Below are 14,554 nucleotides of genomic sequence, written 5' to 3'. Positions count from 1 at the left end.
TGACGCTGGGTTTGTGTGGGGGCGTCAATTCCGGGGGGTGCGGGTCAGCCCGAGGGTCCGGGCAGGGCTCGCAGGGCTGTGAGGGTGGCTTGGAATTGTGTTGCCCAGGGCCAGCGGGCGGGGTATCGCAGGGTGGGTGTGCCCGAGCGGTTGACGAGCACGGCGGCGAGGGCGACGAGGCGTGTGCGGCGGCAGCGGTTCGTGGCTGGCGGCGCGGCGGCGAGGGCGGCGCTCCAGTGGCCGATGTTGTGGGCGAGGGCGGCGCAGGTGAGCCATGCGCAGTTCGCGCCGTAGTGGCCTGAGGGGACGTGTTCGAGGCCGGAGCCTTCTTTGAGGTCGCGGATGGCGAGCTCGACGACGGCGTGGCCGCGGTGGAACTCGTCCGCGGCGACGGTGCGGTGCTCGGTGTTGGTGATGAACGCGTGGTGCCGCCAGTGGGGCCACAGCCGTCGCTGGGCGCCCTCGGCGAGGCGGGTGCGGCGCACCACGAGACGAACGGTGCGTTTGCGGCGCTTGGTGGTGCCGCCGCCGGTGACATAGGCCGTCTCGGCGACCTGGGCGTGGCCGCCGTCGGTGTAGTCGATGTCGGCCCACGCAGTATCGGGGATCGCTTCGATCGCTGCGCGAACAGCGGATCCGAGCGTGACGGTGATCGACCACTTGGCGCCGTGGGCGTCGAGACGGTCGATCAGTTTCCAGGACCAGAACCCCGAGTCGGCGCGCACCGTGAGCGGCCCCGAAGCGCCGGCGCGCCTGAGATTGGCCACGAGTTCGTCGACGAAGCGCAGCACACCTCGCGCTGACCCGGCGGAGCCTTTGCGCATGCGGGCGGCGAGCACCTCGCCGGTGTCGGCGCGTGCGGCCAGCAGCGGGTGATAGCCCAGCGCTTTGGTGTAGCCGTACGCGGCGCCGTGCTTTTGCTTGCCGTGGACCTCGCAGATCGTGGAGTCCACATCGACCACCAGCGGCTCGGCGCCGGGGCCCGCTCCCAGCCGCCACGCCCGCGCCAGGGTGCGCGACAGCACCGCTTCGAGCTGGCGGACGTGACCGAACGTGAAGGTCCGCAAGAACGACCCCACCGTGGACGGCGCCACCGGCGTGAACCCCAGTACCGCACCGGTGCGCCCGGCGCGCAGCATCTCGACGTGATCGATGTGAGTGGCGCCCGCGACCATCGCGGCGACCAAATTGGCGATCTTGGGGCCCGGGTTCGCGGAACCGGTGCGCACCCACCGCTCGATCAGCGCCAGCAGACCCAAACGGGCCATCAGCGTGCCCGCCACGATCAGGCCCGCGTTGGCCACCAGGCCCTCATGGTCAAAGGTCGTTGCGAACCGGTCCAGACTGCGCGACGATGCAGACACAAAAAGTGCCTCCTGTTTTTGAGACGAACGTGAATATCGACATCACAATCGTCGCAGATCAGGAGGCCTTTTTCGCGGACGCGGCCACCCCCGCACACCCACCACACCGGTAGATTCAGGCTAAGTGCCACGCGGACAGGTGTGCCCGTTGACGTTCTCAGCCGCGGCCGACTAGGGGCATTCCGTTGGCCATCACCGTCATCGTCAGGACGTTGGTGTCGGCCGGCAGCTCCGCCATGTAGAGGACGGCGCGGGCCACGTGGTCGACATCCATCAGCGGTTCGGCCCGGATGCTCCCGTCGGCCTGGGGGACGCCGGTGGCCATGGCCGCGGTCAGGGGCGATTCGGCGTTGCCAATGTCGATCTGCCCGACGGTGATGCCGTGGGAGCGTCCGTCCAGCGACAGTGCTTTGGTCAGCCCTGTGATGGCGTGTTTCGTCGCTGAGTAGGGGGACGAATGCGGGCGGGGGGTTTGCGCTGAGACAGACCCGTTGTTGATGATGCGACCGCCGGAGGGCCGCTGGCGCTTCATCTGTGCGAAGGCCGCACGGGCGCACAGCCATGAGCCGGTGAGATTCACCCCGACGGTGGCCATCCAGTCCGCGACCGCCAGTTCATCAACCGGAACGGGACGGGTGCCCATGCCGGCGTTGTTGAACAGCAGGTCGACACGGCCGAACCGGTCTGTGGTCCCTGCGAACAGAGCATCGACCTGGTCCGGTTCCGAGACGTCAGCGGTGACGGCGAGTGCTTCATCCGCACACAGATCCACCACCTCGTCGAGCAGCTCTCGGCGACGGCCGCAGATGACCACCTTCCAGCCGGCCTCCGAGAGCGCCAGCGCGCAGGCCTTGCCGACACCGGTGCCGCCTCCGGTGATGATTGCCACCCGGTCACGGGTTCCGGCGTCGTTCGAGCCGGCATCGCCAGGAGCAGCGTCATTTGGAGCAGTTCCCGATTCGCCTGCTTGCGGTGCGTTCACGTGGCCTCCTTCTGCGGCTGCTCGCCGCCCTCTGTTGCGCCCTGACTGCCGCCCCGTTCGCCGCCCTGACTGCCGCCCCGTTCGCCGCGCTGACTGCCGCCCCGTTGGCCGCGCTGAGTGCCGCCTCGCTCGCCGCCGCCCTTGGAGCCCCGCTTGCCGCCCTGCTTGGCGGCTTGGGCCTGGCGCTTCTGGATGTTCGCCCACTCGTCTCGCAGCCCGACGGTGCGGTGGAACAGCGAGGCCCCTGGGCTGTCCGACACAGGGCCGTCCAACACAGGGCCGTCCAACACAGGGCCGTCCGACCCGGGGCTCTCCGACCCGGGGCCGTCGGCGCAGAAATAGCCGAGTCGCTCGAACTGCACCACGGTGCCAGCAGCAATATCCGCGATTGCCGGCTCTGCGACGCCGGCAAGAACTTCGCGGGAGTCCGGATGCAGGTCGTCGAGGGGATCACCGGTGCGGTCACCTGGCAGTTCGGCATCGAAAAGCCGCTCATACAGCGCGGCAGTGATGGGCACTGCGTGCTGTGCGCTGACCCAGTGAATGGTGGCCTTGACCCTTCGGCCGTCCGGCGCCTGGCCGCCTGAGGTCTGCGGATCATAGGTGCAGTGCACCTCGGTGACATTGCCCTCGTCGTCGGTCACCGCGTCGGTGCAACGCACGAAGTAGCCCGCCCGCAGCCGGACCTCCCGACCAGGCGTGAGCCGGAAGTACTTCGGCGGCGCGTCGAGGCGATAGTCGTCCTGCTCGATCCACAAGGTCCCGTTGAAGGGCACCTGCCGGGTGCCGGCGGAGGGGTCCTCAGGGTTGTTGACGGCTTCCCGATACTCGGTGACGGGCACGCCGTCGTCATCGGTAGGCCAGTTGGTGATGACGAGCTTCAGCGGCCGCAGGACGGCCATGCGGCGCGGCGCCACGGCATTCAGCTCCGTTCGCACGAACGATTCCAGCAGTTCGGGAGCATGACGGCTGTTGGTACGCGCAACCCCGATGGAGGCGCAGAACTCTCGGATGGCTGCAGGGGGATACCCGCGCCGCCGCAGGGCTCGCAGCGTCGGCAGCCTGGGATCGCCCCAGCCGTCCACATGGCCGCCCTCCACCAGCCGGCGCAGGACCCGCTTGGAGGTGATCGTCCGGTTCAGCTCCAGCCGGGCGAACTCGGTCTGGTAGGGCCGCTCACCGGTATGGCCGAGCTCATCGAGCGGCAGGTGCTCCAAGTACCAGTCATAGAGCGCCCGGTTGTCTCGAAACTCCAGCGTGCACAGCGAATGAGTGACGCCTTCGATGGCATCGCTTTGGCCGTGTGCCCAGTCGTAGGTGGGGTAGATGCACCATCGGTCGCCGCTGCGGTAGTGGTGTTCGTGGCGGATGCGGTACATCACCGGGTCACGCATCTGCATGTTCTCGTGCTGCATGTCGACGCGGGCGCGCAGCACCCGGCTGCCCTCGGAATGCCGGCCAGCAGCCATCTCCCGGAACAGGCGCAAGTTCTCGGTGACCGGCCGGTCGCGGTACGGGCTCTCCGTGCCTGCGCGGCCGAATCCTCCGCGCCCAGCCGAGATGGCGTCCGCGTCCTGATCATCGACGTAGGCAAGTCCTCGCTCGATCAGCAGCTCGGCCCATGCGTACAATTGCTCGAAGTAGTCCGAGGCGTGACGGATCTCGTGGGGCTCGAAGCCGAGCCACCTCACGTCGGAGACGATGGCATCGACGTATTCGGGGCTCTCGGTGGCCGGGTTCGTGTCGTCGAAGCGGAGGACGCAGCGCCCGCCGAATTCGGAAGCGACGGTGAAGTCGAGACAGATGGCCTTGGCGTGCCCGATGTGGAGGTACCCGTTCGGCTCCGGCGGAAATCGGGTCTGCACCCTTCCTGCGAACCGCGCCGAGGCGACGTCCGCGACGACAAGATCGCGAATGAAGTCGCGCCCGCTGCCGTCGTCTGGCTCAGGACTGATCTCGGCAGAGCGGGAGGGCACGGCTCCTCAGGCAGCGACAGTGACGTGCGGCGGTGGCCAGACGCCTGCGACGATGCCGGTCTCGACCAGGTAGCCCATGATGCGCTCGAGACGGCCCAAGAGGGCCTCAAGATCGCCCGCTGGCAGTGCGTCGGCCGCAGCGCAAGACAGCCGGTCCGTGTCGTGCTCGACGGCTCGACGTGCGGCGTTGCCTTCGGGTGTCTGCTCGCCGTCGGCCGTGATCCAGCCGCGGTCGATGAGCCGTTGGCAGGCTGCGGTCCACTCGTCAGCGCTCCAGCCACGGATCTTCTGGATGGTGGCGCCGTTTCCGTGGCCACCAGTGGTCATCATGACGTGGCACTCGACGGGATCCAGATTGCCGGCTGCGAGCGCAATGTTGTGTCCGTCGAAGCGGAATTCACGCAGCAACGTGCAGCCGTGCCAAAGGTCCATGACATCCCCGCCTCCGGTGCTGTCGCTGGGCCACGGTTCCGAGGCCCACCCTGCGTAGAGCGGTCGTGCGCCCGTCGGCAGGTCGCCCGCAAAACTGCGCAGGGCGGACGCTGCGGCTGAGATGTCGCCGGGATCCGGATACTCGCCCAAGGCCCGTTGCATCGAGGCGGTCGTGAACTCCAGCTGCCTGGCTCGAACTGCGTCGGGCTCCATGATGTCCCAACATCCTGGCATCGCTCGCTCGACCATCCGGGGAGCGAAGTTGTAGAAGACCGCCGTCACGGTGGCGGCGCCGACTCTGCCCATCGGGGCCGAGCGGTATGCGAAGTAGGCGTGCCACCAGCCCTTAAAACCGTCGTCGTTGAATCCGTAGATCTCCGGTGAGTAGTAGGCCACCGTGTGGATCGGCTCGACCGTGCGGCCCAGGCGCCGGATCGGGCTGCGTCGGTCCTCGGTGCGTGGAATCTCGCCCATTGACGCTCCTGGTGTCTGTGCGCTCGTGCCGGTACAGGCTGGGTGGGACCGCTCGCGGTCGCCGCCATGGTATGGCTCGGCGGGCCTGACCGCAGTGCCCAAGACGCATCACAGGCGGCACCATTCGCAGGCACGGGTGCGGAACTACGGTTTCGCCCATGACCGTTCACCAAATGCACCACGAAGCCACCGTCGAAATCGCCGCTGCGCCCGACACTGTGTACGGATTGGTCTGCGACGTGCCGCGCATGGGGGAGTGGAGCCCCGAGAACGCCGGAGCAGATTGGACCAGCGGCACGCCAGGCGCCGAGGGTTCCACATTCGAAGGGCACAACCGCATCGGCGAACGCGAGTGGAGCGTGCCGTGCACGGTCACCACAGCCCAGCCGGGCGCGTGCTTCGAGTGGGTGACTCGCCCTGAGGATCCCGAAGGCCCCTATGTGCGATGGACCTACCGCATGACGCCCAATGAAGGTGGCGGCACGTCGCTGACCGAGATCTGGGATGTCGTGACCCTGCCGCCGACGTTGCGATCGCTGAGCTCAGAGCAGTTGGCGGCGCGTGCCGATGATGTCCGTGCCGGCATGGCCGCAACCCTTGCCGCCATCAAGGCCGCCGCCGAGTCCTAGCGGTGACAACCTGAAACGTTGTACCTGGTGCGCGAGTTGCGGTGACTCCTGAGGGAGGATGCGGGCTGCCAGTCCCCGATCCCCATCAGGACATTCTGATGGCGCGGGATCAGTACATCTGGCGTGTCACCGAGAGAACGTCATATATACTCATGAGTTCGTGAAATTCACTCATGACTATGTGACACATCGCCAAGCAGCCGGCGAGCGGCACGAAACACCGGGCACCTCCACCGGCAGGGTCGATGTGCTCGAACGTGCCACGCAAACGCTGACCTCCCCCCCGGACCTTGGCGCTCGGCTTGCGGGAGGTAGGTCGTGACCGCCTCCCGGCGTCTTGCGACGCTCCCGCTGCAGCTCATTGGGCTGGCGGTCATTGCCGCCTTGGCGAACGCCCTCTGGTTTGCCAGCGCCCAGACTCCCGCCCACGCCCAGACTCCCGCGAACCAGGGCGCCACCGGCCGGCCGGTAATCCTGGCTTCCGCGGAAGGCGCCCCCATCCTGTTTGCCGACACTTTGGGCATTGCCGACGGGAACGGGCTCCCCTTTTCCGGGAGCGTGGGGTCGAACATCGAGTTCGTCTACTCCTACCAGTGGATCCAGGTCGACGGCGGGACCGAGACCAATATCGGCGCCGACTCACCCAGCTACCTGCTCGTCGACGCCGATATCGGCAACCTGATCAAGGTGCAAGTCTCGTTCACGGACCAGGACAACTACTCGGAGACTGTGACCAGCCTGCCGTTCGGCCCGGTCGCCGAACCGGCAGGCCCGTCGCGGCCCGCAACGACGCTGGTCAGCAACACGGACCGGCCGGCGTCGGCCACGGCGAATATCACCCAGCAGTACGCCATGGAGTTCACGTTGGGCAGTCACGGCCAAGGCTACGCGCTGCCGAGCGTCTCGATCGAGCTGGCGGCGGTCCCGTCCAGTCTGACCGTCTCGCTGTGGATCGGCGACCATTCTAGTCAAAGCTCGGTCCCGGAAACCAAGCTGTTCGACTTTGAGAACCCGTCCCCGTTCGTCGTCGGTATGAACAAGTTCACGGCTCCGGCGGGCGTGCTCGCGTACCCCAGTGTCCATTACTACATCGTGCTGTCGGATTTCGGCTCCTCGCTGTCGATCAAGGAGACGACGTCCGACGGTGAGCATGGGGGCGGCGAGCTCGGGGACAAGGCGCTTGTACGAGCGTTGAATTCGACTGGACGCTGGGGTACTTCCAGCTCGCGCGACAGCGTGCTGCGCCTGGCCGTCGAGGGATGGAGGCGGGCCAGCGGCATCCTGGTTTCGACCTACGCGCAAGACGTGGCTGACTCAATAGACCAAGAAACCATCTCGGTTGGCGACGAATGCTGTTTCCGCATGGGTGTCGGAGCAGCGGATCGCTACCTCATCCGCGGTTTTTCCTGGAGATCGGACGACTCAACACCAGCAGGCGGCGGCATTCTCAACCCGTGGGACCTGCGCGACGGCACGAGTTCCTCGGCCGCCAAGCTGTTCAGGCTGATCAATACACGTGAGGTAGCCGGCATAAATGAATGGACGGCTCCGCAAGGCGCAACCGTGGTAGGAGGAAGCAGCAAGACATACACCTTCAAGCAGGATCTCTCTTTCTTCGATTATCTTGGTTCCCGCACGAGATTGGGCGGCGTCTTAACCCGCATATTTGGCACCGCAGCCGATGGCTATGACGCGCCGACGGCGCCGGGCGTGACCCTCTCACTACACGGGGCTATTGAAGTCGGCTCCGGCGGCGGCAATCCGCTGCTGGCCGTTCTCGGCGTGCCGCTCTACGCGATGGTGCAGAACCTGGGCCAGACCGACGACGGCTACCGCGGCGTCGGCAGCGCCACCGTTAAGGCGTTGACGCAGGGGTTCACGACCGGTCCCGACTCGGACGGCTACCCGTTGCAGGGCATCGGCGTCAACATCGAAGGCTCCGACAGCAAGTTCCCTGACGGGCCGTTGTCGGTGTCGGTGGCTGTGCACGCCGATTCGGGCGGCAAGCCGGGCGCGAAGCTGTTCGACCTTGTCAGTCCCGGTCTGTTCGGGGCGGGTCACAGCTTTTTTGAGGCGCCGCCGGGAACGACGCTGGCGCCGAGTACCTCTTATGTGGTGGTGTGGAGCCACCTCGGCGGCACCGTGCACAGGTTGCGGAAGACCTCGAGCCATAGCGAGGGCTCGGGCGCGCTGACCGGTTTCAGCATGGCGAATGCGTTCTATCAAGGTGTCGACTTGGACAACCTGGCCGTGGACACGGGCAGCGATGTGTTGGAAATGGCGGTGTACGGCAGAGCCCCGAGAACTGCCACCTGCGCGCCGACCGTGCTGGCTTCCGCGGAGGACGCCGGCGTCTTGGCTGTGGACACTTAGCGTATTGGCGACCCCGACGGGATCTCCATTGTGGATTCCCAGGTTTCGACGGGCATCCTGCACGATTTCTCCTACCGGTGGATCCGGGTCGACGGCGACACCGAGATCGTGGTGGGCGTCGGCTCGGCCCGCTACCGGCGTGTCGACGCTGATGTCGGCAAGCTGATCAAGGTGCAGGTGTCGTTCTTCGACAACGTCGGCACCTTCGAGACTGTGACCAGCCTGCCGTTCGACCCGCTCGCCAGACCGGCGCCGTCGCTGTTCGCGTCGACGCTGGTCGCCAACACGGGCCAGTCGGCGTCGGCCACGGCGATGATCACCCGGCGGTACGCCATGGGGTTCGAGTTGGGCGATCACGGCCAGGGCTACGAGATCTCCAGCGTCTCGATCGAGTTGGCCGCGGTGCCGTCCAGTCTGACCGTGTCGCTGTGGATGGGCCACGCTCCTGGGCGGCCCGGCTCCGGAGGTGCGACAACCAAGCTGTTCGACTTTGAGGACGCGGACTCCTTCAAGGTCGGCCTGAACACGTTCACGGCTCCCGCAGGGGCGTTCGCGTACCAGAACGTCGACTACTTCATCGTTCTGTCGGATTTCGGGTCGTCGCTGTCGATCAAGGAGACGACTTCTGACGATGAGGATGCGGGCGACGAGACGGGAGCGACGCTCGGGAACAGCGTGGACTCGCGCTCCGGCGTGCTGCGCCTGGCCGTCAAGGGCTCGAAGCGGCAAAGCGGCATCCTGGCTTCGACCTACGCGCAAGTCTCCGACGAGCAAGAAATCGTCTCGATCGGCGACGAGCTCGGTGTCGGAATCACTGTCGGAGCAGCGGATCGCTACCTCATCCGCGGTGTGTCCTTCAGCGGGGACAACTCAGCACGCAAGGGGCTCTTTACCAACCCGTGGGACCTGCTCGACGGAACTGACGAGCTGTTCAGCATGACCAATACACGTCAGATAGACGGCATAAACGAATGGACGGCTCCCCAGGGCGCAACCGTGGCAGGAAGCGACTCATACGAGTTCTTTCAGGACATCAAGTCGGTGGACCGCATGGGGGGGTCACGTTGAGCCGCCATTTTGGCACTACATCCACTGCCGAGGACACGCCGACGGCGCCGGGCGTGACCCTCGACAGCACTACTGGGGATTATGCAGGCACCTCAATGCTGATGGCCGTTTTCGGCGAGCCGCTCGACGCGATGGTGCAGAACCTGGGCCAGACCGACAACGGCTACGTTTCCGTCGGCGGCGCCACCAATAGGGTGTTGTCGCAGGGCTTCGCGACCGGTTCGAACGAGTTCGGGTACCGGCTGCAGGGCATCGGCGTCAACATCGAAGGCTCCAACAGCAACAGCAACGCCCAAGTTCCTGACGATTCGGTGTCGGTGTCGGCGGCCGTGCACGCCGATTCGGGCGGGAAGCCGGGCGCGAAGCTGTTCGACCTCGTCAGCCCCACCCAATACGCGGCGGGCCACAGCTTTTTGAGGCGCCGCCGGGAACGCATCTGGCGCAGGACACGTCTTATGTGCTGGTGTGGCGCTACAACAGCGGCACCTGGCACAGGTTGCATCGGACCTCGAGCGACAGCGAGGACACGGGCGCGCTGACAGACACCAGCATCGCGAACGCGTACTACCTGGGCGCCGACCTGAGCAGCCTGTCCGAGGACCCAGGCGGCAATTCGTTGGAGATCGCGGTGTACACCGTGGTCAAGGATAAGGCCCCATTCGTGCCCGGCGGTCACCCGGTGACCAAGAGCTGGCTCCACATACCGCAGGACGTCGAGGTGGGGTACCAGTTCAGGGTGCTCTTCGTCACACATCGCGGAACGCTTCCCACCTCGGGGAACATCAACGATTACAACAAATTCGTCCAGTTTGAAGCCGAAGGCCTCACTGAACGGGATACAGCAGCCAAGCCGTACACCGATCCGGTCATCCAGAGGGTCGCCGATGAGTTCAGGGCAGTGGTCTGCACCGCTGGGGCCGACGCGGTGACGAACACCGAGATGACGGGCGCCGGGGTGCCGATCCACTGGCTGGACGGCGGCTGGCAGAATCGCCCCACCCTGATCGCCAGCAGCTACACCGGCTTCTACAGCGCCGAGTGGGACAACACCGAGTACGGCGCCTATGTCACCGGGAACTCCGCCTACTTCCACGAGAACGCCATGGTCTGGACCGGGTGCGACGCCTCTGGAGTCGCGCATCCGCTGTACCCCATGGGTGCGGACAATTTGGTCGCCGTGGGCACACCGAGGGATCCGGCGGCCAATAACGCTCCTGTTGGCGCCGTCGATGTCGATTCGGGGTACGTCACCGGCAGCATCGATGGATACAGGCCGCTGTATGCGATTTCGCCGATCTTCACGGTCGTCGGCGAGTAGAGGTCGGTGAGAGATGATGTCGATGAAACGCATCAATTCGAGCGGCCCCACCCTTGCAGGGAAGGCGCTCGTTGGCCTGTCTCCTCGGGGCCGGTCTTTGAGCAGCTTGGGGGCGGTGGTGCTGGTGGGCGTGGCCTTGTGGTCGGCGCCTGCGGACGCGGGAGAGCCCGCGGAGCCGCTCTGGTCGGCCGACATGACGGTGACCGAATACAGCAGCGTCTCGATCGGCGCGGCCAGCGCGGATCTGTTCTCCAATGCAGGCGGGAGCGGGGACCTGCAGATCAAATGGCTTTGGTCCTACATAACGGGCCGCGATCTTCGCCTGGCATTCGACCAGGACGTTCCCGACGCCGCGGACTACACCCTCCAGGTCGGCGACCTGTCTTTGGAGTTCCCGCAGGACAGTTCGGGTGCGAGCAGCTTCAAATGGAACGACTTGGACGTCGACTGGCAGGACGGCCAAGTCATTCGTGTGCGCATCGTCCTCACTGCCGACATCGACGCTCTGCCAGCCAACACACTGGACACAGGTGTCCCCGCCGACAGCGAGACTGTGACCAGCACCCCGACGCAGGACGCAGGCAACGACGAACACACGCCGCAGTTGCTGGTCGCCAACTTGGGCGTCAACCCCACCGTGGGAATCATGCGCCCGCTCAGCACCGCTCGGTCAGGGTTTGCTCAGGCATTCACCACGGGCACCAACACCACCACGGGCACCAACACCGACGGCTGGGCCCTGGGTTCTGTCGGCATCCAGATCTCGCACTTTTTTGACGCGTCGACTGTGGGGGACCACCTCGGGGTGACGATCAACAGCGTCGCCAGCGACGGCGAGCCGGGCGACGCGCACTGCACCTTGACCAACCCGTCAACCTTCACCGCACCAGGCGTGATCGCCTTCGAAGCGCCCACAGGTGAAGGCTCCTGCCCGCAACTGGCAACCGAGACCACCTACTTCGTCGTCATCGAATGGGCCGATCCGAGCGGAACCGACGCGTTCGCACTCATTCCCCAGACCTATCCCACCGAGGACACAGCCGCCACCGAAGAAGACCCCGGCAGTGCGCAAGGCTGGTCAATAGCCGATGTGTCCTATTACCTCGCCGTCAGTTCTGACGCTCGGACTTGGACCGCCTACGACGAGACGGCCAGCTTCAAGATAAAGGTGACCGGAGGAATCTCGTAACAGACCACCGAGACCGACACGGAGACTGATACCGAGCCTGAGAACAACTCGCCCACAGGAGCGCCCACCATCACCGGAACACCCGAGGTGGAACAGACCCTCACGGCCGACACGTCGTCCATCAACAACGCCGACGGGCTGGACGACGTTTCCTACCGCCACCAGTGGATTGTCCATGACGAAACAGAGGACGCCGACATCGAGGGTGCCACGGACTCGACCTACTCCCCTTCGGTCAGCGACGTTGGCAAAACCATCAAGGTCCGGGTGAGCTTCACCGACGACGCCGACAACGACGAAACCCTCACCAGCGAGGCCACGCAGGCGGTGGCGGCGGCACCGGTTCCCCTCACAGTCAGCGTGACGGTCTCTGCCCCGACGACCCACGACGGTTCGTCGGAGTTCACCTTTGAGCTCGACTTCAGCGAGGAGTTTGGCCTGAGCTACAAGACCCTGAAGCTCCGCGCCTTCAACGTAACGGGCGGATCCGTAAGGAAAGCGCAAAGGACCGACAGGCCCAGCAACATCTCCTGGCGCATCACGATCAAACCCGACTCCACCGGCGACGTCACCGTGGTACTGCCGATCCCCAACGCCTGCGACGACACCGGCGCCATCTGCACCGACGACGGCAGGAAACTGTCCAACCGTCTGGAATTCACGGTCAGCGGCCCAGACCAATAGACCACCCACAGATCTCGGCGCTGCTTCTTGGCCGGCCCTGGCGTGCTGAAGGGCTACGAGATTCGATGCGAGCGCTGTATCGCGTTACTTCCAGAGAGTCCCGTGTGTCTGGGACCGATGAACGAGTGTCCCACCCTTGCTGCCATCAAAGCGGCCGCAGAGGGGTAGTACTCAGGCTGCCTATGACTGGCAGCCGACGCCGTTGCCGTCCCGGTCGAGGCGGTATGGGTCCTCGCCGATGACTTTGACCACCACCGGCTTCTGCGAGGCCGTCAAGTCGCCACAGTTGATCGCATCGCCGGGAAGGTTCGGCAGGCACGGTTCGTAGGCGGGATGGCAATCGTTGCGGGCATCGGCGCTCGCGGCGGCGTCCGCCGATTCGCCCTCGCCCGCTTCGTTCTGGTTCGGCTCGCCCTCGCCCGCTTCGCCGACATCTGCTTCTCCTTCGTCCGTTGCGGTGTCGTCGGGTTCCGGCGTCAGTGATGTCGTGGCTGCCGTCTGCGGGTTGCTGAATTCGAACTCGCCTCCGGTGCACGAGTCGAGTGCGTCATCGAGAACTCGTTGCTCCACGGAATCCACAGCGAGATCCCAACGAGACTTCACTGTGACCCAATCCGCTGCGTACTGGCACCGGTAGGCGTCCTCGGGAGGCCACCACTGTGCAGGATCCCGAGCGCTCTTGCTGCGGTTGGATGACGCCGTGACGGCAATGAGCGAGCGGGGATCGCCGAGGTCGTTGGCGAATCGGGTCCAGGTGTCGGCAGTCCACCGATGCCCGCCGGATTCCCACGCCTCGGCGAGGGGCACCATGTGGTCGATGTCGAGGTCGGCGGCAGCGGTCACGCTGACGTTGTCGTACAGCGACAGCCAAGTGCCGTCGGGGCGCCGTTCCGCTCCGAGGACTCGGTCTCGGGTTGAGCGTCCGTTGCTGTAGAGCCAACCGCCAAACACGGCATCGCGGTCGTAGCCCCGACGTTGCTCAGCTTCGACTCGTAACCGCTCGAACAGCCCGATTACGCTCCGGCGGCGTGCGAGATCCGCAGCTTCGGCCTCAGGGTCCCGAATGCTCGCATCTGGAAACGTGACCGGTGGCAGCACCTGTGTGTCGTCGTCACCTGAGGCCGCGCCTTCCTCGCCCGTGGCCGCGCCTCCCTCGCCTGAGGCCGCGCCATCCTCGCCCGTGGCCGCGCCTCCCTCGCCTGAGGCCGCGCCATCCCCGCCTGTGGCCGCCGAGCTTGAACCCGTCGAGTCAGGATCCGCCAAGTCCGGACTCGTCGAATCGGACGCGGCACTACCACCCTTAACTTCGTCGGATGGACCCGTCGCGAGCGGCGCGCGTGCCGTGGTCGACGCACGTGACAGAGTCTCGGCAGGACGCTCTGCAGCTGACGGATCCTGGATCGGAGTCGTGGAGGCGCACGCTGCCGCGAGAGCGAGCCCGGCAGCCACGAGACCCCACCGATGCAACCTGACGCTGATCGCCGCGTGGATCGGGTGACGGCACCGCATCTGGCCCGAAATGTAGGAGCCACCGGAGTCTCAGTGCCGGATGCCGATTCGAGCTCGAGCAGATGACACCTACGCTTCGGAAATGGACGGCATGGACTTCGGCAGCTTGAACTACTGGGCGATCATCGTGGCGGTGATTTTCAACCAGGTGCTGGGTGCGGCGTGGTACAGCACGCTGGCCAAGCCATGGATGGCCGAGGTGGGCCTTACCGACGATGACATGACTGCGATGAAGGGAACCCCTCGGCAGTGGTACCCCTACGTCGTCGCCATCGTGCTGGCGGCCGTGTTCACGTTCGCTCTGGCGCTGCTGGCGCAGGGATTGGACGCTGACACCTTCGGCGAAGGGCTCGGCCTTGGTCTGCTGGCGGCGATCGGGTTCGTGTTCACGTCCCATGGCGTCAACTACACCTTTGAGGGTCGCAGCGTGCGCCTGCTGGCGATCAACGTCGGCTACCCGCTGATCTCCTACTGCGTGATCGGCGTCCTGCTCGCCCTCTGGCGATAACTGATAGCCCCAACGAGATGCGTTCATTGGCGACTCACACAAACGACT

The 14,554-nt window shown here is 65.6% G+C and carries 12 protein-coding genes and 1 pseudogene; 8 read left to right on the top strand and 5 right to left on the bottom strand.

The features are described 5' to 3' along the window. Positions 1 to 44 precede the first annotated feature (44 nt). The 4 genes and pseudogenes from ACPXYO_RS15625 to ACPXYO_RS15610 all read right to left on the bottom strand — a co-directional run bounded on the left by ACPXYO_RS15625 (position 45) and on the right by ACPXYO_RS15610 (position 5,228). On the bottom strand, positions 45 to 1,364 hold the full coding sequence (locus ACPXYO_RS15625; RefSeq protein ID WP_423922434.1) for an IS1380 family transposase: 1,320 nt from the start codon (positions 1,362 to 1,364) through the stop codon (positions 45 to 47). Between the two features lie 157 nt (positions 1,365 to 1,521). Beyond that, positions 1,522 to 2,253 carry an SDR family oxidoreductase gene (locus tag ACPXYO_RS15620; protein WP_423923889.1) on the bottom strand — a complete coding sequence of 244 codons (732 nt, stop codon included), beginning with the start codon at positions 2,251 to 2,253 and terminating at the stop codon, positions 1,522 to 1,524. A gap of 257 nt (positions 2,254 to 2,510) precedes the next feature. Further along, a pseudogene (locus tag ACPXYO_RS15615) lies at positions 2,511 to 4,322 on the bottom strand (glutamine--tRNA ligase/YqeY domain fusion protein); the annotation flags it as partial. Between the two features lie 6 nt (positions 4,323 to 4,328). Continuing rightward, entirely contained in the window at positions 4,329 to 5,228 is a 900-nt protein-coding gene (locus tag ACPXYO_RS15610; protein WP_423922431.1) for an SCO6745 family protein, read from the bottom strand. Between the two features lie 158 nt (positions 5,229 to 5,386). Between ACPXYO_RS15610 and ACPXYO_RS15605 the strand changes: the two genes are divergently transcribed. The 7 genes from ACPXYO_RS15605 to ACPXYO_RS15575 all read left to right on the top strand — a co-directional run bounded on the left by ACPXYO_RS15605 (position 5,387) and on the right by ACPXYO_RS15575 (position 12,489). Next, a complete protein-coding gene (locus ACPXYO_RS15605) occupies positions 5,387 to 5,857 on the top strand; it encodes an SRPBCC family protein (RefSeq protein WP_423922428.1) in 471 nt (156 codons plus the stop codon). Between the two features lie 318 nt (positions 5,858 to 6,175). Beyond that, entirely contained in the window at positions 6,176 to 8,230 is a 2,055-nt protein-coding gene (locus ACPXYO_RS15600; RefSeq protein WP_423922425.1) for a choice-of-anchor R domain-containing protein, read from the top strand. A 30-nt stretch (positions 8,231 to 8,260) separates the two neighbouring features. After that, the gene (locus tag ACPXYO_RS15595) at positions 8,261 to 9,298 is read left to right on the top strand and encodes a choice-of-anchor R domain-containing protein (RefSeq protein WP_423922422.1); all 1,038 of its coding nucleotides are present in this window, start codon (positions 8,261 to 8,263) and stop codon (positions 9,296 to 9,298) included. Next, positions 9,295 to 9,837 (top strand): choice-of-anchor R domain-containing protein, encoded by a 543-nt coding sequence (locus ACPXYO_RS15590; RefSeq protein ID WP_423922419.1) that lies wholly within the window; start codon positions 9,295 to 9,297, stop codon positions 9,835 to 9,837. Before ACPXYO_RS15595 ends, ACPXYO_RS15590 begins: the two co-directional genes overlap by 4 nt. Next, entirely contained in the window at positions 9,762 to 10,616 is an 855-nt protein-coding gene (locus tag ACPXYO_RS15585; RefSeq protein WP_423922417.1) for a hypothetical protein, read from the top strand. Before ACPXYO_RS15590 ends, ACPXYO_RS15585 begins: the two co-directional genes overlap by 76 nt. 22 nt (positions 10,617 to 10,638) lie before the next feature. Then, on the top strand, positions 10,639 to 11,805 hold the full coding sequence (locus ACPXYO_RS15580) for a choice-of-anchor R domain-containing protein (protein ID WP_423922414.1): 1,167 nt from the start codon (positions 10,639 to 10,641) through the stop codon (positions 11,803 to 11,805). Positions 11,806 to 11,892: 87 nt separating this feature from the next. Continuing rightward, complete coding sequence (locus tag ACPXYO_RS15575) at positions 11,893 to 12,489, top strand: hypothetical protein (protein ID WP_423922412.1); 597 nt, start codon at positions 11,893 to 11,895, stop codon at positions 12,487 to 12,489. Between the two features lie 180 nt (positions 12,490 to 12,669). Here ACPXYO_RS15575 and ACPXYO_RS15570 read toward each other — a convergent pair whose 3' ends face one another. Beyond that, complete coding sequence (locus ACPXYO_RS15570) at positions 12,670 to 13,752, bottom strand: HNH endonuclease family protein (RefSeq protein WP_423922409.1); 1,083 nt, start codon at positions 13,750 to 13,752, stop codon at positions 12,670 to 12,672. A gap of 328 nt (positions 13,753 to 14,080) precedes the next feature. Between ACPXYO_RS15570 and ACPXYO_RS15565 the strand changes: the two genes are divergently transcribed. Further along, the gene (locus ACPXYO_RS15565) at positions 14,081 to 14,506 is read left to right on the top strand and encodes a DUF1761 domain-containing protein (protein WP_423922406.1); all 426 of its coding nucleotides are present in this window, start codon (positions 14,081 to 14,083) and stop codon (positions 14,504 to 14,506) included. Positions 14,507 to 14,554 lie beyond the last annotated feature (48 nt).

The sequence above is a fragment of the Candidatus Poriferisodalis sp. genome (genome assembly GCF_965237655.1).
Taxonomy (GTDB): Bacteria; Actinomycetota; Acidimicrobiia; order Acidimicrobiales; family Poriferisodalaceae; genus Poriferisodalis.
The sequence above is the reverse complement of the archived record's forward strand: the minus strand, read 5'-3'. Positions and strand labels throughout refer to the sequence as shown.